The 17,762-nt window shown below is 66.1% G+C and carries 14 protein-coding genes; 8 read left to right on the top strand and 6 right to left on the bottom strand.

From position 1 onward, the window contains the following. Window positions 1–25: 25 nt before the first annotated feature. Entirely contained in the window at window positions 26–721 is a 696-nt protein-coding gene (locus tag ACVWZM_RS24610; protein ID WP_076827333.1) for an alpha/beta fold hydrolase, read from the bottom strand. Window positions 722–907: 186 nt separating this feature from the next. Between ACVWZM_RS24610 and ACVWZM_RS24615 the strand changes: the two genes are divergently transcribed. The 4 genes from ACVWZM_RS24615 to ACVWZM_RS24630 all read left to right on the top strand — a co-directional run bounded on the left by ACVWZM_RS24615 (window position 908) and on the right by ACVWZM_RS24630 (window position 5,219). Then, entirely contained in the window at window positions 908–1,522 is a 615-nt protein-coding gene (locus ACVWZM_RS24615; protein ID WP_456781817.1) for a CGNR zinc finger domain-containing protein, read from the top strand. An 86-nt stretch (window positions 1,523–1,608) separates the two neighbouring features. Further along, a complete protein-coding gene (locus ACVWZM_RS24620) occupies window positions 1,609–2,295 on the top strand; it encodes a haloacid dehalogenase type II (protein ID WP_456855161.1) in 687 nt (228 codons plus the stop codon). A 178-nt stretch (window positions 2,296–2,473) separates the two neighbouring features. Continuing rightward, complete coding sequence (locus ACVWZM_RS24625; protein WP_076827336.1) at window positions 2,474–2,821, top strand: hypothetical protein; 348 nt, start codon at window positions 2,474–2,476, stop codon at window positions 2,819–2,821. A 343-nt stretch (window positions 2,822–3,164) separates the two neighbouring features. Beyond that, window positions 3,165–5,219 carry a DEAD/DEAH box helicase gene (locus ACVWZM_RS24630; RefSeq protein WP_456855162.1) on the top strand — a complete coding sequence of 685 codons (2,055 nt, stop codon included), beginning with the start codon at window positions 3,165–3,167 and terminating at the stop codon, window positions 5,217–5,219. A 202-nt stretch (window positions 5,220–5,421) separates the two neighbouring features. Here ACVWZM_RS24630 and ACVWZM_RS24635 read toward each other — a convergent pair whose 3' ends face one another. Beyond that, window positions 5,422–6,915: a sensor domain-containing diguanylate cyclase gene (locus ACVWZM_RS24635; protein WP_456855163.1), complete on the bottom strand. Its 1,494-nt coding sequence runs from the start codon at window positions 6,913–6,915 to the stop codon at window positions 5,422–5,424. A gap of 115 nt (window positions 6,916–7,030) precedes the next feature. Between ACVWZM_RS24635 and ACVWZM_RS24640 the strand changes: the two genes are divergently transcribed. Further along, the gene (locus ACVWZM_RS24640) at window positions 7,031–7,309 is read left to right on the top strand and encodes a DUF7662 domain-containing protein (RefSeq protein WP_057017704.1); all 279 of its coding nucleotides are present in this window, start codon (window positions 7,031–7,033) and stop codon (window positions 7,307–7,309) included. A 113-nt stretch (window positions 7,310–7,422) separates the two neighbouring features. On the opposite strand, the gene ACVWZM_RS24645 is transcribed toward ACVWZM_RS24640, so the two are convergent. From ACVWZM_RS24645 to metG, 3 genes are all read right to left on the bottom strand, one after another. Then, a complete protein-coding gene (locus ACVWZM_RS24645; RefSeq protein WP_076827342.1) occupies window positions 7,423–10,299 on the bottom strand; it encodes an EAL domain-containing protein in 2,877 nt (958 codons plus the stop codon). 120 nt (window positions 10,300–10,419) lie between these two features. Further along, a complete protein-coding gene (locus ACVWZM_RS24650) occupies window positions 10,420–11,418 on the bottom strand; it encodes an NAD(P)H-quinone oxidoreductase (protein ID WP_057017706.1) in 999 nt (332 codons plus the stop codon). Between the two features lie 69 nt (window positions 11,419–11,487). Beyond that, a complete protein-coding gene (metG, locus tag ACVWZM_RS24655; protein ID WP_057017707.1) occupies window positions 11,488–13,167 on the bottom strand; it encodes a methionine--tRNA ligase in 1,680 nt (559 codons plus the stop codon). 273 nt (window positions 13,168–13,440) lie between these two features. Here metG and ACVWZM_RS24660 point away from each other — a divergent pair, with 273 nt between their 5' ends. Together ACVWZM_RS24660 and rcdA are read left to right on the top strand one after the other, a co-directional pair. Continuing rightward, a complete protein-coding gene (locus ACVWZM_RS24660) occupies window positions 13,441–13,632 on the top strand; it encodes a DUF1192 domain-containing protein (protein WP_016845225.1) in 192 nt (63 codons plus the stop codon). 1,218 nt (window positions 13,633–14,850) lie between these two features. Then, a complete protein-coding gene (gene rcdA, locus ACVWZM_RS24665; protein WP_028340279.1) occupies window positions 14,851–15,363 on the top strand; it encodes a protease adaptor protein RcdA in 513 nt (170 codons plus the stop codon). A 13-nt stretch (window positions 15,364–15,376) separates the two neighbouring features. On the opposite strand, the gene pdxR is transcribed toward rcdA, so the two are convergent. Next, on the bottom strand, window positions 15,377–16,891 hold the full coding sequence (pdxR, locus tag ACVWZM_RS24670; protein ID WP_057017708.1) for a MocR-like pyridoxine biosynthesis transcription factor PdxR: 1,515 nt from the start codon (window positions 16,889–16,891) through the stop codon (window positions 15,377–15,379). Between the two features lie 110 nt (window positions 16,892–17,001). Here pdxR and ACVWZM_RS24675 point away from each other — a divergent pair, with 110 nt between their 5' ends. Then, on the top strand, window positions 17,002–17,628 hold the full coding sequence (locus ACVWZM_RS24675; RefSeq protein ID WP_057017709.1) for an FMN-binding negative transcriptional regulator: 627 nt from the start codon (window positions 17,002–17,004) through the stop codon (window positions 17,626–17,628). Window positions 17,629–17,762: the final 134 nt, after the last annotated feature.

Raw genomic sequence — 17,762 nt, forward strand, 5'->3', positions numbered from 1 at the left:
TCCTGTCCGGAATCGTGGGAAGAGGTCAGTGCTCTGTAACGTTCTCGACCGCTTCCCGGATGATGTCGGTGACGAGCTTCGGCGCGGTGACGATCGGGGTATGATCGACGGGATGTGAACGCACGGTCGCCTGCATCCGCGCCGCCATGCTGCGCTGAGTCTCGGGCGCGATCATCCGGTCGTCCTCGGCAACCAGGAACCAGCTCGGGACGTCCTTCCAGAGCGGGCGGCCGACCGGCACGGTGATGCAGGCCGGCGAGATCGGCCGCTGCACCGCGGCGAGTACCGCAAGGTCCTCGGACCGCGCGCCCTGCGCAAAGGCCGCTGCGAAAGCAGACTCCGGCAGCCAGATCAGGCCATTGGCGTCGGGCGCGAGCTTCGGCGCGAACGGATGCGGCGGCAGCCGGTAGAATACGTCGGCGACCGTCTCGCTTTCATCCGGCGCCAGCGCCGCGACATAGACCAGCGCCTTGACGCGCGGCGAGCGGGTCTCGGCAATCACGGCGCCGGCATAGGCATGGCCAACCAGCACCACCGGGCCCGCGACGCGGTCCAGAGTGCGGTTCAGCGCGGCGACGTCGTCGGCGAGCGAGGTGAGGGGCAGCGGCGCCGCCACCGCTGTAATGCCCTCGGCGTCGAGCGCCGTGATCACCCGCGCCCAGCTCGAGCCGTCGGCCCACGCGCCATGCGCAAGCACCACGCTGACATCCTTGTTCGACATTGTCCGCTCCCTCGTTTCAGGCCCGTCTTGCCGTAACCTCTAAAATGCTGTTTGACAGGTTATCGCATTTTTGGTCCAGGACGCGTAACTTGTCAAATGATTTTTATCAGGTTACTATTTCCGTGACTGAGGAAGCCGTCAGAAAGCCGCCAGGAGGGCGTCACCGTGCAATCCCATCCGCCCGCGATGTTCATCGCAGACAGCCTGGGCATCGATTTCATCAATTCGATCGCGACGCCGGTCGATACGCCGGTCGACTGGATCGGCGATGGCGACGGCCTGCTGCGCTGGCTCGCGCAGGCGCAGCTGGTGCCGCCCGATGTGCTCGACGAGCTCAAGGCGCGCGCGACGCCGGGCGAGCTCGACGACGTCGCCGGTCAGGCCCGCGATTTGCGCGAGTGGTTCCGCGGCTTCGTGCGCAAGCATATGGGCCGGCCGCTGGCGCCGCGTGCGCTCAAGGAGATCGAGCCGCTGAACCGGCTGCTGGAAAGCGATCAGGCGTTCAGCCGGATCGTGGCGCATCGCCACAAGGACGGCGATGGCGGCCATGACGGTTTCGCGCTGGAGCGGACGCGGCGCTGGCGTTCGGCCGAAACATTGCTGCTGCCGATCGGGGAAGCGATGGCCAGGGTCGTCTGCGAGGAAAGCTTCTCCGACATCAAGGCGTGCGAGGGCCCGGCCTGCACGCTGATGTTTGCCGACCACACGCGGGCGCGGGCGCGCCGATGGTGCAGCATGGCGATCTGCGGCAACCGCGCCAAGCAGGCCGCGCACCGCAGCCGGATGAAGGACAGGGGCTGAGACCACCAAAGCATGATCCGGAAAAGTGCGTAGCGGTTTTCCGAAAAGATCATGCTCAAAACAAAGCCCAACAGGAGCCCAACAAAATGGCGGCACTTCCCCTGATCGTGTTCGACGTCAACGAAACCCTGCTCGACCTCGAGACCATGGAGCCGGTGTTCGCGCGCATCTTCAACGACAAGAGCGCGATGCGGCTGTGGTTCGCCAACTTCATCATGTACTCGGCCTCGCTCACCGTCGCGGGGTGTTACGTGCCGTTCACCGATATCGGCGCCGCGGTCATGAAGATGCTGGCCGACACCCGCGGCATCAGGATCGACGATGCCGACAAGCAGGAGCTGACCGAGAAATTCTCCACCATGCCGCCGCACGGCGAAGTGCCCGGCGCGCTGCGCAGGCTGCGCGCGGCGGGTTTCCGCCTGTTCACGCTGACCGACAATCTGCTCGAGGTGCAGACCCGGCAGCTGACCCATGGCGGCATCGTCGATCTGTTCGAGCGGCGCTTCTCCGCCGACGGCGTCAAGCATCACAAGCCGTCGCGGCAGGCCTATGGCTATGTCGAGAAGGAGCTCGGGGCAAAGCCCTCGGAGTTCTGCCTGATCGCCTGCCACACCTGGGACACGCTGGGCGCGGTCGCGGCCGGCTGGGAGGCCGCGCTGATCAAGCGTCCCGGCAACGATGTCCTCGGCGTCGGCCCGCAGCCGCAGGTCGTCGGCAATGATCTCGACGATGTCGTTGGTCAGCTGATCCGCCGCTACGGCGCCAAAGGGTAACGACGCCTGACGGATTCCCGCGCGGAGAAGAGGGCAAAGCGCCCCTCCAGGCCCGATCGCTCGGAAGCGCATAAAACCGGAATGAAATCCATAGCGGTTCTCAACCATGCCCCTTGAGCTTTCCTCAACTTCCGCGGCCGATGCTGCATCCGCCGCAGGGATCGAAGGAGCTCACAGCATGCCGGCCAAGGGACGAGCGACCGCCACCAACGCCACCGCGCAAGGGCGCGAGGACATCCTCAACGCGCGCGCCATCAGCACGCTGGGCGCCGGCGTCGTCAGCGCGATGAGCGCGGTCGGCGCCGCCGTCATCAAGAAGAACAAGCCGGCACTCGGCAAGAACGCGGACTGGTTCTGGCACATGTTCGCGAAATGCGAGGCCAGGGCCGCGCGCATCGCCGAGCAGGCCGCGCGCGATCCGGAGGCCTGCGGCGATGCCACCTTCATCGAGGTCTATGCCGCGCAATTGCCGAAGCTGATGACAGCGGCGCTCGAGAGCCACGAGAAGGCGCTCAAGGCGAAGTGATGCCGCGTCGAGAGAGTCCCGCAACGGTGCTTGCCCCGTTCTCGTTCCTCTTGACCTCTCAAATGCGCCAAGGCGGCAAAGTAGCGGCGGCTGTCGCCGACCGGACGGTCTTGCAGGTTAGGCGAAGCCGTCACCCGCCATCGCGCTGACCAGCCCTACGGCCCGGATCGGGCAGGCCGCCTGATCCGGGCGCCAGCTTTTCTGCGACGGGGGCATGGCGATTTGGCGCTTCTTGGCGTAAAGCAGCCCAAATCGTCATGCGGCTGTGCCGCCTGCCGGGTACGCAGCTCCAGGTCGTCCCGCTCGACGTTCTGCGCCCGGACCAATCAAGGTTTCCCATCTCGTGCCCTTTCCGACCACAAGTTCGCCGCTCGCCCGCGCCTTGGCTGAGCGCAACTACGATCAACCGACCCCGGTCCAACTCGCCGTGCTCGCCGCCGACGCGGTCGACCGTGATCTCCTGGTTTCGGCCCAGACCGGCTCGGGCAAGACCGTTGCCTATGGCCTAGCCATGGCAAAGGACTTGCTCGACGGCGCCGAGCGGTTCGAGCCGGCCGCCGCCCCGCTGGCCCTGATCGTCGCGCCGACGCGCGAGCTCGCCTTGCAGGTCCAGCGCGAGCTTGCTTGGCTTTATGAACACGCCGACGGCCGCGTCGTCTCCTGCGTCGGCGGCATGGACCCGCGCCGCGAGCAGCGCGAGCTTGCCGAGGGCGCCCACATCGTGGTCGGGACGCCCGGCCGGTTGTGCGACCATTTGCGGCGCGGCCGTCTCGACATTTCGGAACTCAAGGTCGTCGTGCTCGACGAGGCCGATGAAATGCTCAATCTCGGTTTCCGCGAGGATATGGAATTCATCCTCGAGACCACGCCGGACACCCGCCGCACCTTGCTGTTCTCGGCGACGTTTCCGCGCGGCATCGTCGCGCTTGCCAAGCAGTATCAGGAGCAGGCGTTCCGGATCGAGGTCGCGGGTGACGAAGGCGGCCATGCCGATATCGAGTACCGCGCCATCCGGGTGGCCGCCGACGATGTCGAGCACGCCGTCGTCAACGTGCTGCGTTTCCATGAGGCGCCGAGCGCGCTGGTGTTTTGCAACACGCGTGAGGCCGTCAGGCATTTGCAGGCGGCGCTGCTCGAGCGCGGGTTCTCCGTCGCCGCGCTGTCGGGCGAAATGACCCAGAACGAGCGGACCCAGGCGCTGCAGGCGTTGCGCGACGGGCGGTCGCGGGTTTGCGTCGCGACCGACGTCGCGGCGCGCGGCATCGACCTGCCGAGCCTCGATCTCGTCATTCACGCAGATCTGCCGAAAGACCCGGAGGTCATGCAGCATCGCTCGGGCCGTACCGGCCGCGCCGGCCGCAAGGGCGTCAGCATCCTGCTGGTGCCGCCGGCACGGCGGCGGCGCGCCGAATTGCTGCTCGATCTCGCCGGCATCGATGTGGTCTGGGGCTCCGCGCCGCAGGCGGAGGAGATCCGCAAGCTCGACCATGATCGCCTGCTGCAGGATGCAGTGTTCTCCGAAGAGGCGACGTCAGATGATCTGGCGCTGGCGCAGGCCTTGCTCGCCGAACGCGCGCCCGAGGCGATTGCCGCAGCGCTCGCCCGGCTTTACCGTGCGCGGCTGCCTGCGCCCGAAGACATTCTCGATCCCGGCGAGGGACGCGGTCGGGACCGCGACGATCGTCGCGGCGAGCGCGCCTCGCGCCGCGATGATCGTGCCGCCGGGCCGCGATCGAAGACCGGCAAGTCCTCCGCGCGTCACGGCATGGAGGAGGCGACCGTCTGGTTCCGCGCCGCGATCGGACGCCGGAAGAGCGCCGAAGCCCGCTGGCTGCTGCCGATGATCTGCCGCCGTGGCGGCATCGACAAGCGCGACATCGGCGCGATCAAGATCATGGATACGAGCACCGAATTCGAGATCGCCGCGCGGGTCGCGGATTCCTTCGCGGTCAAGATCAAGCGTCCGGACAAGGAAGACAGCATCCGCATCGAGCCGCTGGCGGGCGCGCCGCAGGGAGAGGTGCGCGAGAAGCCGGCGCGCAAGCCCTGGCGCGGTGATGACGACGGCGGATACGGCGCGCCGCGCGCCGAGGGTGCAGGAAAGCGGCGCGGCACGCCGGACCGCGAGGCCAGAGCGTTTTCGAGCGAAGGCGCGAGCGGTTCGCGTCAGGAATACGCGTCAAAGAAGGAATCCAGGGACTCGTTCCGATCCGATTGGGACGGAAAAGGCTTCAGGCCGAAATCCGGCCGAGGAGCCCCGGTTCGGAAAGAAAAAGAAGCATCCGGGCAAGTCCAGCCACGCCGGACCCACGCAGTGGCCGGACGTGTCGGCGAAGCCGAAGTTCGGCAAGAAGCCGAAGAAGAAGCGGCGGGGCTGAGTTGGCGTGCGGATGTGTGAGTCACAAGCCGTGCCACATCCTCACCGTCGTCCCGGCGAAGGCCGGGACCCATTACCCCGAATGCTCATTGTTGCCTAACGCTGGAGCCGCAGCTCGCTTCGACGACGAACGCCTGTGGTTATGGGTCCCGGCCTTCGCCGGGACGACGATGCGGAGAGGGCTTCGCGTCTAACTGATTGCTTGTGACGCCCGCTTGGCCCCTCACGCCACCAGCGCGATCTTCGGCACGGTTGCGAGCACCGACTGGTTGCGGCCGTTGGCCTTGGCGGCGTAGAGCGCCTTGTCGGCGGCCTCGATCAGATCGGACCATTGCTGGCCCGCGGTCGGCCGCATACTGGCGACGCCGATGCTGACTGTCGTGATCAGTTCGCCCGCGCACCATTGCTGGACCTTGCGGCGGATGGTCTCGGCCAGGTTGAAGGCCTCGAGCGCGGTCATGTTGGGCAGCAGCACGGCGAACTCCTCGCCGCCGAAGCGCGCCGGGCAATCGCCGGCGCGGCGCACCGCGTCCGAAATGCAGATCGCGATCCCGACCAGCACCTGGTCGCCGGCCTGATGCCCATAGGTGTCGTTGTAGGCCTTGAAATGATCGGCATCGATCATCAAGAGCGCGACCGGCTGGCCGTAGCGGCCGGCACGGCGCCATTCGCGCTCGATCTCGCCGTCGAACTTGCGCCGGTTCTTCAGGCCGGTGAGGGCGTCGGTGGTCGCCATCTCCTCGAGCTTGTCCTCGGCGTCGGCGCGGCGGACGATCTCGCGGGCGAGCACCAGCGTTGCGCTGAGCACGAACAGGATCAGAAACGCCATGATCGCGCCGATGCGAATGGCCTCGGTGCGCCAGAGGTTGAAGACGGCTTCGAGCGGCTTGCCGACCACCACGTAAAGCGGCCCGGAGCTGCTGCGCCTGACATAGAGCCGCGGTATGTCGTCGACCGGGCCCTTGCCGGAGAAGGCGCCGCCCACCTTCAGGTTCTCGGCCTTCCAGTCGAGCTGCTCCGCGAGGTTCTTGCCGATCACGTCGAGATCGAACGGCGTCCGCATGATGATGGTGCGGTCGTTGCGCAGCACGGTGATGGTGTCACCCGGCATGAGGTTCAGCCGCCCGAACAGGTCATGGAAATAGCTGAAGCGGATCGAGCCGACCACGACGCCGAGGAAGCGGCCCTCGTCGTCGACGATGCGCCGGCTCAGCACGATGGCGTAGGCGCCGCGATGCAGCATCGGCCGGCTGATGTAAAGGCCGGCATCGGGATTGTCGCGCTGGACCGTGAAGTACTCCTCGTCGCTGCGGGTCTCCGGCCGTGGATCCAGGCTCGCTGCGTCGATGGTCAAATTGCCCTTGGTGTCGAACACCTGGATCGCGCCGAAATGTTTTGCGGTCGCGGCGTGATCGAACAGGATCAGCTGGCGCAGTTCCTTGCTGATATTGCGGATCTCCGGCATCTCGAGATTGCTGGCGACCGCGCGCAGCGACAGGTCGTAGAGCTCGATGTTGCGGCTGATGTCGGCCTCGATCCCCGACGCCAGATTCTCCAGGGTGCGGCGGGCCAGTTCCTCCTCGCCGCGGCGCATGTCGAACATCACGCCGGCGCAGACCGCGGAGAAGCCGAGGACGGTCGCAACCGACGCCGCGATCAGCAGCTTTGCCGATAGCCGCCAGCGCCGCCTTGCGTCGTTTCGCCGTCGAAATGACATGTCCCGCTCCAATGCGCCGTCATGCAACGGGAAATCTTGTTGTCGCCTTAAATGGCGACAGCAGCCGCCGAATGGGTTAACGGGTGGTTGCCGGACTTTTGTCATCGAGGACGTTGTGAACGACTACGACGCATTGCGGGATTATCTGAAGAAGCAGCATCTGCCGGAATTCGTGCTGACCTTCGAGGAGATCGAGGCGATCATCGATGCGGCGCTGCCGCGCGCCGCGCACCGGGCCTCGTGGTGGGAGACGTTGCGCAGCCCGCAGGAGAAGATGCCGCAGCGCGAGGCCTGCCTCGAGGCCGGCTACATCGCCACCCGCCAGGCCGACGGCAAGAGCGTCAGGTTCAAGCGCATGCCCAACCGTCGTCCCGGCGAACGCCGGGACCCATAACCACAGGGCGTTGTTGTTACGAAGGCAACCGGCCCCAGCGCGTCATGGATGGGCCGCGGCGTATGGGTCCCGGCTCCCGTGCGCAATTGCGCACGAGGCCGGGACGACAAGAGTTAGCTCGCGGCTTCCAGCCGTTCCTCGGTGAGCAGCCGGGTCGCCGCATCGGCGTCCATCGGCTCGCCGAAGGCAAAGCCCTGGGCGTATTCGCAGCCGAGCTGGTAGAGCTCGACGGCATCCGAATCCGTCTCGGCGCCTTCCGCCACCACCTCCATCCCGAGATCGTGCGCCAGCGCGATGATCGATTTCAGGATCACCGGGCGGGTGCCGCGGCTGGTGGTGCGGACGAAGGACTGGTCGATCTTGATGGTGTCGAACGGGAAGCGCTGCAGATAGGACAGCGAGGAGTGGCCGGTGCCGAAATCGTCGAGCGACAGCCCGGTGCCGAGCTCGCGGATCCGCGCCAGCATCTGGGCGGCGTGCTCCGGATTCTCCATGACCAGCGATTCCGTCAGCTCAAGCTTCAGCGTGCCGCGCGCCACCGAGGAGCGCGACAGCACGGTGCGGATATCGTGGATCAGATCGTGACGCAGCAGCTGCCGCGACGACACGTTGACCGACGCGAAGATCGGCTCGCGGGCGCGCATCGCGCGCTGCCACACCGCGAGCTGGCGCGCGGTCTGGTCCATCACGAACATGCCGAGATCGACGATCAGGCCGGTCTCCTCGGCGACGTTGATGAACTCCGACGGCGACATCCGGCCGAGCTTGGGATGATCCCAGCGCGCCAGCGCCTCGAAGCCGGCGATCGCGCGATCCTCCAGCCGCACGATCGGCTGGTACAGGATCGTGATCTCCTGCCGCTCGATGGCGCGGCGCAGGTCGCTCTCCAGCGTCAGGCGGTCGGTCTTGCGCGCCCGCATCGCCGGCTTGTAGACGTCGATGCGGTCGCCACCGATCCGCTTGGAATGATACATCGCAAGCTCGGCGTCCTTGATGATCTCGTCGGTCAGCGGCGCCGCCGGGTCGGACAACGCAAGCCCGATCGAGGCGGTCAGGAAGATCTCGCGGTCGTTGAACGCGATCGGCGCGCGGATGGTCTTGCGGATGGTCTCGGCGAAATTGGTGATCCGTGCCGGGTCCTGCTCCGACAGCAGGATCAGGCCGAACTGGTCGCCGGCCATGCGGGCCAGCGTGTCCTGCGGCTTGAGGATGCGGGTCAGCCGCCGCGCCAGCGTCAGCAAAATGGAATCGCCGACCGCGATGCCGACGGAATCGTTGACCTGCTTGAAGCGGTCGAGGTCGATCACCATCAGGGTCGGCCGCAGGTTCGGCATGGTCTTGGCGAGATTCGCCACTGCGCCGAGGCGGTCCATGAACAGCCGGCGGTTCGGCAGGCCGGTCAGGTTGTCATGGACGGAGTCATGAAGCATCCGCTCTTCGGAGTTCTTGAACTCGGTGACGTCGGTGAGCGTGCCGACCACGCGCGAGACCTCGCCGTCGGAGCCGACCACCGGCCGCGCCTTGAGCGCGAACCACATGAAGTGGCCGTCGGGCGTGCGCAGCCGGAAATCCTGCACCAGGCGGCCGCGGCGCTGGTCGAGCACGCTGTCGAGCGCGGCGCGGAAGCGGTCCTGGTCGAGCGGGTGCAGCACCTCGAGCCATTTCGCCGCCGGGCCTTCCAGCGTGCCGCGCTTGAGGCCGAGCAGGGCCTCGGTCTCGGGACTGGTGAACACCTTGTCGGCTGACACGTCCCAATCCCAGATCAAGTCGCCGGAGCCGGTCAGCGCCAGCGCGCGGCGCTCGACATCGGAGACGACGCCGGTGGTGGCGCCGCCGCCGGCGAAGGCGTGCTGCATCACCGTGAATCCGATCAGCATCACGATCAGCACCAGGCCGCCGAGCAGCGCCGGGCCGACGATGTCGTTGGTGACGGAGCCGGCGACCGTCATGCCGGCCGCGACCACCCAGACCACCAGCAGGAACCAGGTCGGGATCAACAGCACCGCGCGGTCGAAGCCGTGGGTCGAGAGATAGACGATCAGCGCGAAGCCGGCGAAGGCGATCATCACCAGCGACATGCGCGCGATGCCGGAAGCGACCGCGGGATCGAACAGCGCCAGCGCGACCAGCGAGCCGAGGAAGACCAGCCAGCCGATCGTGATGTGCGAGTAGCGGACGTGCCATCTGCTCAAATTCAGATAGGCGAACAGGAACACCAGCAGTGTCGCGGCGAGGATCGCCTCGCCCGCCGCGCGCCAGACGCGCTCGGCGTTGTTCGACATGTCGAGCACCTTGCCCCAGAAGCCGAAGTCGACGCCGATATAGACCAGCACCGCCCAGGCCAGCGCCGCGGCGGCCGGGAACATGATGCTGCCCTTGACCACAAACAAGATCGTGAGCACGAGCGCGAGCAGGCCCGAGATGCCGATCACGATGCCCTGGTACAGCGTGAACGAATTGACCTTGTCCTTGTAGGCGTCGGGTTCCCACAGATAGAGCTGCGGCAGCTTGTCGGTGCGCAGTTCCGCGACATAGGTGACGACGGCGCCGGGATCGAGCGTGATGCGGAACACGTCGGCGGTCGGGCTCTCCTGCCGCTCGGGACGATCGCCGACCGACGGCGTGATGGTGGCGATGCGCGACAGGCCGAGGTCGGGCCACAGCAGGCCGGACGACACGATGCGGTAGTGCGGCGCAACGATCAGGCGGTCGAGCTGGTCGTCGGTGTTGTTGGCGAGCGCGAACACCACCCAGTTCTGGCCGCCTTCGCGGGCGCGAACCTCGATGCGGCGCACGATGCCGTCGGTTCCGGGGGCGGTGGAGACCTGGATGCGGTCGGCTTCACTGCGCTGATGGTCGAGAACCGCCGTCAGATCGATCGCGGGCGCATCGCTGCGCACGCTGACCGCGTCGATCGCATACGCGGCAGGCGCGGCGGCAAACATCATGAGGCCCAGCGCGAGCAGCGCAAGGCACCTGATCAGACGCAATGTCAGTACTCCGCGATCGACAAACTGACCGGACCCGGCGACCGGCCCGGCGGTGGCGCGATAAATGACACGAAAGCGAAGGGAATCAAAGGGTTTCCGCCCCTGCTTCCGTCGCGAGGGTTAAACCGCCAACACAATTTTGCCAATATGTTCGCTGGTCTCCATGCGCCGGTGCGCGTCGGCGGCCTTTTCCAGCGGGAATGTGCTGTCCATCAGCGGTTTGACGCGGCCTTCGCGCAGCAAGGGCAGCACCTTCGCCTCGATCGCCGCGACCATCGCCGCCTTGTCCGCATTACTACGGGGGCGCAGGGTCGAGCCGGTGTGGTGCAGCCGCTTGACCATCAGCTTGGCGAAATTGGCCGTGGCCTTCGGTGTTCCCGACAGGAACGCGATCTGGACGATGCGGCCCTCGACCGCGGCGGCGTCATAGTTCCGGTCGATATAATCGCCGCCCACCATGTCGAGGATGACATTGGCGCCGTTGCCGCCGGTGGCCTTCTTCACCGCCTCGACGAAATCCTCGGTCTTGTAATTGACCGCGTGATCGGCGCCGAGCTTGAGGCAGGCATCGGCCTTGTCCTGCGAGCCGACGGTGACGATCACCTTGGCGCCGAACGCCTTGGCAAGCTGGATCGCCATCGTGCCGATGCCCGACGAGCCGCCGTGGATCAGCAGCGTCTCCCCGGCCTGCAGCGCGCCGCGCTCGAACACATTGTGCCACACCGTCATCAGCGTTTCCGGAATCGCGCCGGCTTCCTGCATCGACAGCGAGGGCGGCACGGTCATCGCCTGCGCGTCCTGCGCGATGCAATATTGCGCGTAGCCGCCGCCGGCGACCAGCGACATCACCTTGTCGCCGATCTTGTGCTTTGCGCCTTCGCCGAGCGCGACCACTTCGCCCGCGATTTCGAGGCCGGGCAGGTCGCTGGCGCCGGGCGGCGGCGGATAGGAGCCGGAGCGCTGCGCGACGTCGGGACGATTGACGCCGGCGGCCGCGACCTTGACCAAAATCTCGCCGGCCTTCGGCACCGGCACCGCGCGGGTCTCCGGCACCAGCACCTCAGGGCCACCCGGCTTGCTGATGGCAACGACGGTCATTTGCGCGGGCAGATTTGGCATGGCTGGTCCCTGGTCAGTGGAGAGGATCGGCGGATGGCATACCGCCTTTTCCATCGAAGCGAAACGCCATTAAACCCCGAACCGCGCCGTGAGCTGGCTGGCTCGCTCAGGCGTGATCTTCTCGACCAGCGGGCCGAGCCTTGCGACCGGCGTGCCCGCGCCACGATCGAGCAGCGGAACGAGTGGGCCAGTGGGCCAGCGCGGTACGGCATCGCTCTGACCGAGCGCGCCGAGCACGCGCGCCGCGAGGTGAGGCACGATGCTCCACGCCAGCGTGGCGCTGAGCGCGACAAGATTGAGCCCGGTGCGGGTGATGACTGCCGCGCGTGCCGGATCGGACTTGATCGCCGTCCAGGGTGCCGCGTGTTGCAGATAAGCGTTCGCGGTGTCCCAGATCGCGCGGGTCGTGGCCGCCGCCGCGCGAAATTCCAGCGCCGTGTGATGGCGGTGCAGCGCTGCGATGCGCTGCTCCAGTTCAAGCGCGAGTTGTCGCTCGGCATCGCCGGGAGCGCCACCATCCGGGATGCGGCCGTCGAAGGCGCGATGCGCGAAGCTGATGATGCGGTTGGCGAGATTGCCGAAGATATCGGCGAGATCCTTGTTCACGTCGGCGACGAATCTGGCGACGCCAAAATCGGTGTCGACGCTCTCCGGCGCGTTGGCGATCAGCCACCAGCGCCAGAGGTCGGCAGGCAATTCCGCCAGCGCCGCATCGGTGAAGATGCCGCGCTTCCTGCTGGTTGAGAACTTGCCGCCCTCGTAATTCAGCCAGTGGAATCCCTTGATCACATCGGCGGTCTTCCAAGGTTCGCCGGAGCCGATCAGCGTCGCCGGAAAGCTCACGGTGTGGAACGGGATGTTGTCCTTGCCGAGAAATTGGATGTAGCTGACGTCATCGGCCTGCCACCACCACTGCCGCCAGTCGCGGCCAGGCGCGGCGTCGGCCCATTCCTGCGTCGCCGCGATGTAGCCGATCGGCGCGTCGAACCAGACATAGAACACCTTGCCGTCGAAGCCGTCGCGCGGCACCGCGATGCCCCAGGCGAGATCGCGCGTGATGCAGCGGTCGCGCAGCTCCGCATTGAGCCAGCCCTTCGCGGTCGACACCACGAAGGGCGGCCACCCGGTGCGGCTGTCGATCCATGCGCCGATTTTTTCGACCAGCTGCGACTGGCGCAGATACAGATGACGGCTGTCGCGGATCTCGAGCGCGCGGTCGCCCGACAGCGCCGAGCGGGGATCGATGAGGTCCGGCGGGTCGAGCAGCGTGCCGCAATGGTCGCATTGATCGCCGCGCGCGCCGGCGTCGCCGCAATGCGGACAGGTGCCGAGCACGTAGCGGTCTGGCAGGAAGCGCCGGTCGGCCGGCGAGAACACCTGTCGGGAGGTGCGTGCTTCGATCAGCCCGGCGTCATCGAGCCGGCGATAGAAGTGCTGAGTCAGCGCATGGTTGTGCGGCGAGCTGGTGCGGCCGAAATGATCGAACGACAGACCGAAGCGCCGATAGATGTCGGCCTGGACGGCGTGCTGTGCGTCGCAGAACGCCCGGACATCCTGTCCGGCCTCGATGGCGCCGAGCTCGGCCGGTGTGCCGTGCTCGTCGGTCGCGCAGATGAAGAGCACGTCGCAGCCGGTCTGCCGGCGGAAGCGGGCGTGGACGTCGGCGGGCAGCAGCGAGCCGACGAGATTGCCGAGATGCTTGACGCCGTTGACGTAGGGCAGCGCGCTGGTGATGAGAATCTTGGTCATGGATTAAGGTCTTTCGCGTTCGGTGATGCCGACCCCGCAAGAATCAAAGCGGAAAATCAAAAAGCCCTCCCGCGTGACCGGAAGGGCTTGGGGTCGGCTCATGCCTCGCGCGCAGGCGCGCAACTATCCCGTCCGGTCAGATTCCTTGCGGTCGGGCCGGGGCATTCGCGTCAGATGTTGCGCGCACACGAAAGTCACTGCAAAATTCTCCTCTGGACGGATATCTATCATCGCTGGACGCAGGACGCCAGATCAGCATCGCGGGGAAGACACATGCCGATTGAGGATGAGGACCGGCCGCGGAAGAAAATCAGCCATGAGATCGGCCAGGATCTCTCGCTGCTGTCGGTCGAGGAGTTGACGGAGCGCATCGCGCTGCTCAACGCCGAAGTCGATCGCCTGAAAGAGGCGATGACGAAGAAGCGCGCGTCGAAGGACGCCGCCAACGCGTTCTTCAAGTCGTAGCGCTGCGCCATCATTTCTGTCGTAGCCCGGATGAAGCGAAGCGCAATCCGGGAGCCGCGCTATCCGCGGATGGACCGTTCCCGGATTTCGCTGCGCTCCATCCGGGCTACGCGGCTCCACCTCCCCTTGAAAAGGGGAGGTCGCTTTGCTCGCCAGAGCAAAGCGGGTGGGGATCAGCTCTCTTCACATACGCCGTCGCCTGCGGTTGACCCCCATCCCGACCTTCCCCTCTCAAGGGGAAGGAGAAGAGGCCTGTCCCAAACTAGGTCAATGGCCGACATGGCAAACAAAGTGTCAAGAAATCCGTTCATTTACGATCGGTTAAGCTTTCTCGATTATGACTGCATTGTCCTCGTTTGGACACCGAGTGGCTCCTGTCCACTCTGTTTGACGCCTCCCTGTTATCAACTTCAAAGCCGCCGGAAACGGCGGCTCTTTTTTGGTGTGCCGAGCATGTTCGACAGCTTGGAGGTGGAAGTCCTTTACCCAGCCTGATGGCGGCGAAGGGTTAGCGAAGCGCAAGGGCGTCATCGCGAGGTGGGGTCTGAAGGAAGCGTGGAGCAAACCTGCGGCCCGATGGACAAAAACCGGATAACGAGGCCTACCCAACCGGACGAGCGAGCCAATGATCGCAAAGTCCACAGTCATCAAGGGTTGGGGTGGTAAATCCGGCGGGCGTGCAGGGAAGGCGGTCGAACTTACCTCGGGAGATCTTCGGCGTGTCCGGGCGACCGGACTGAGCGGGCCGCAAGGTCCGTGATCGCGACGGAGAAGTCAGCAGACGGCATAGTAGGCGGAACGAGTTTCGCTGAAGGCCCGAACGCTGGAAAGACGTTTGGATGTGGAAGCCTCGAGCCGGCCATGCGGCTGAAATCCAGGTCACTGGCCTTTGGAGCGGCGGGAAAGGGTGAAGCCCGGACGGCGCCGCTCAAAGGGGCCGAAGCCGACACGACGGAGACCACTATCTGAGCCTCTGGCGCGGACGCAAAACAAACCGTTCGCGCTTAATCCGGTGAACCGCCGTATACGGACCCGTATGTACGGTGGTGTGGGAGGGGAGAGTCGCGAGACTCCCCCTATCCCGATTGCGTCCTAGCGGCTGGAAACCATAAATCCGGTTGCGGCTGGACTCTTCGGCGCGCCCGCGCAATGATTTGTTCATCATAAGCTGGCGCGTCAGATGCCAGCGGGCGTTACGGTGGTGTGAGGGCGTTAACCATGGCCGATCGTTCCCAGAGCGAAGCCGGGCTTGTACTGTTCAGTGAACGGTTGACCAATTCTGCGGCATTCGGCGTGCTGTTCCGGGAAGGCATGGACCTGGTCGAGCAGACCGCCGCCTATCTCGACGGCGACGGACGTGCCGAGGCCAAGGCGCTCGAACGGTCCGTGAGCCTGACCTATGCCACCGAAAGCATGCGCCTGACCACGCGGCTGATGCAGCTCGCCTCCTGGCTGCTGCTGCATCGCGCGGTCAAGGAAGGCGAGATGACGCTGACCCAGGCCAATCGCGAAAAGACCAAGGTGAAGCTGTCGGCCGCCGATCCCGGCCCGGCCGACATGGTGACCAAGCTGCCGGAGCAATTGCAGCAGCTGATCGCCCGCTCGATGGATCTGCAGGCGCGCGTCCGCCGCCTCGACACCACGATCCACGCGCCGGCGCCGGATCGCTCGTCGATCGGCAACCCGCTGGTGCCGCAGCTCAACCGCCTCAAGGCGGCGTTCGAGCAGTAATCCGGGCAGCAAATCAGTGTGACGCGTCCGCGCGGCGTGGCTTGGTCCGCCGCGGCGACGTGTGCTGATCGATTGCGCGCCGCAGCCGTAGCGTCGCCGCTTCCAGCTCCTCCGGTTCGAACCCGCCGAAGCCGAGCATCAGGCCGGGGCGTGGTGCGGCTTGGTACATCGGCGAAATCGGCCGCACGACGATGCCGGCGGCAAGCGCTGATTTTGCCAATTGCACATCGTCGAAGCGCTCTGGCAGCCACAACAGCAGATGCATGCCCTGGTCGCTCGGCTGCAGCGTGACCTCACCAGGCATGTGACGCGTCAGCGCCGCGATCAGCGTCGCACGCCGTGCGGCGTAGACGCCGCGAATGCGCCTGATATGCGCCTCGAACAGCCCCTCGCGCATGTAGGCTGCCAGCACATGCTGGTCGGCGGTCGGCGAATGCCGGTCGAGCAGCGCCCGCGCGCCGGCGAAAGCGTCGATCAGCGGCGAAGACGCCACGACATAGCCGAGCCGCAGCGAGGGAAACAGCACCTTGCTCAGCGTGCCCAAATAGATCACCCGCGATGGGGCGAGGCCTTGCATCGACGGGAAGGGATGCCCGGCGTAGCGCAGCTCGCTGTCGTAATCGTCCTCGACGATCCACGCATTGCTTCGTTGCGCCCACGCCACCAGCGCATTGCGGCGGGCCATGCTCATCGGCATGCCCAGCGGATATTGATGCGACGGCGTCACGAACGCCGCGCGTGCGTGCGGGCACGCGGCGGTGGCGGCATCGACGTCGATGCCCTGCGCATCGACGCCAACGCGCGTGGTGACGAGATCGAGATCGTCGAGCACGGCGGTCATGCCGGGATAGGCGGGATCCTCGGCCCAGACAGGATCGCCTGACGACAGCAGCACGCGGCCGGCGAGATAGAGGCCTTGCTGGGTGCCGGCCGTGATCACGACCTGCTCGGGCTCGCAATGCACCGCGCGGGATTTGCGCACATAGTCGGCGATCGCCTGCCGCAGCTCGATCAGGCCGCGCGGATCGCCATAGCTCGCAGGCGCCGCGGCGCGCGATGCGCGCACGCGGTTGCCGAGGCGGCGCCAATGGTCGTCGGGCGCGACCGCGCCGCCGGGGACCGCGATCGCAAACGGGACCTCCGGCATCGGCCTGAAGGCCGCCGCCACTTTGGCAAGCCGCGCCGCGCGCGGCGGCAACTGGATCGGCACTGATTTGTTCGGCTTGCGATTGACCGCGACGGGCCGTGCCTGCTCGGCAAGCGTCGGCGCGACGCGGGTGCCGGCACCGACCTGCGATTCCAGATAGCCCTCGGCCAGCAACTGCTCGAAGGCTTCCGTCACCGTGCCGCGCGCAACGCCGAGCGAGGCCGACAGCGCGCGCGTCGACGGCAGCAATTCCCCGGCCTTCAGTTCGCCGCTCGCAATGGCGGCGCGCAGGGCCTGCGCGATCTGCCGCCCGACCTGTCCGGCGGCGCGGTCGATCGTGCCGAGCGAGGGGATGCTGATCGTGGCGCGCAGGCGGGGCATAGTGGACCAATTAGTTTGATCGAAAGTGGCCCTTATCATAGGCCAATTCAACGCTATGGTGCGAGCAGCAATTGATCAGGCCTGCCAGAGTGTCTGCCAAGAGGTTCGCAATGTACCTGCCGCCGCATTTCAAGATGGATGAGCTCGGTCCGATCCACGCCGCGATGCGGGCCTCAAAGCTTGCGACGCTGGTCACCGCAACCGCCGACGGCCTGATCGGCACGCCGCTGCCGCTGATCCTCAATGAGAACGAGGGCGACTACGGCACGCTGTACGGTCACGTCGCGCGGCCCAATCCGCAGTGGAAGCTGCCCGCGGTCGGCGAGGCGATGGCGATCTTCATGGGGCCCGACGGCTATGTGACGCCGTCCTGGTATGCGACCAAGGCCGAGCACGGCAAGGTGGTGCCGACCTGGAATTACGTCGCCGTCCACGCCTATGGCGCGGCCGAGTTCTTCGAGAATGCCGATCGTCTGCTGGACGTCGTGACCCGGTTGACCGAGCTGCACGAGACTTCGCGCCCGGAAGCCTGGCAGGTCAGTGACGCGCCTGGTGATTTCATCAAGGCGCAGCTGCGCGGGATCGTCGGCTTCCGGATGCCAATCACGCGGATCGATGCCAAGAAGAAGATGAGCCAGAACCGCAAGCTCGAGGATCGCGCCGGCGTGATCGCGGGGCTTGAGGCCAGCGACAATCCGACTGATCGCGAGGTCGCGGCAATGATTCCGGCGAGCTGAGACGCCTTGAACAAATTCCAGACCGTCATTGCGAGGAGCGATAGCGACGAAGCAATCCATCTATCGGCATATGCGGGCAGATGGATTGCTTCGCTTCGCTCGCAATGACGGCGGAGGAAGTTGCGCCCGCTCGA

This window comes from Bradyrhizobium sp. USDA 4501 (assembly GCF_054062115.1).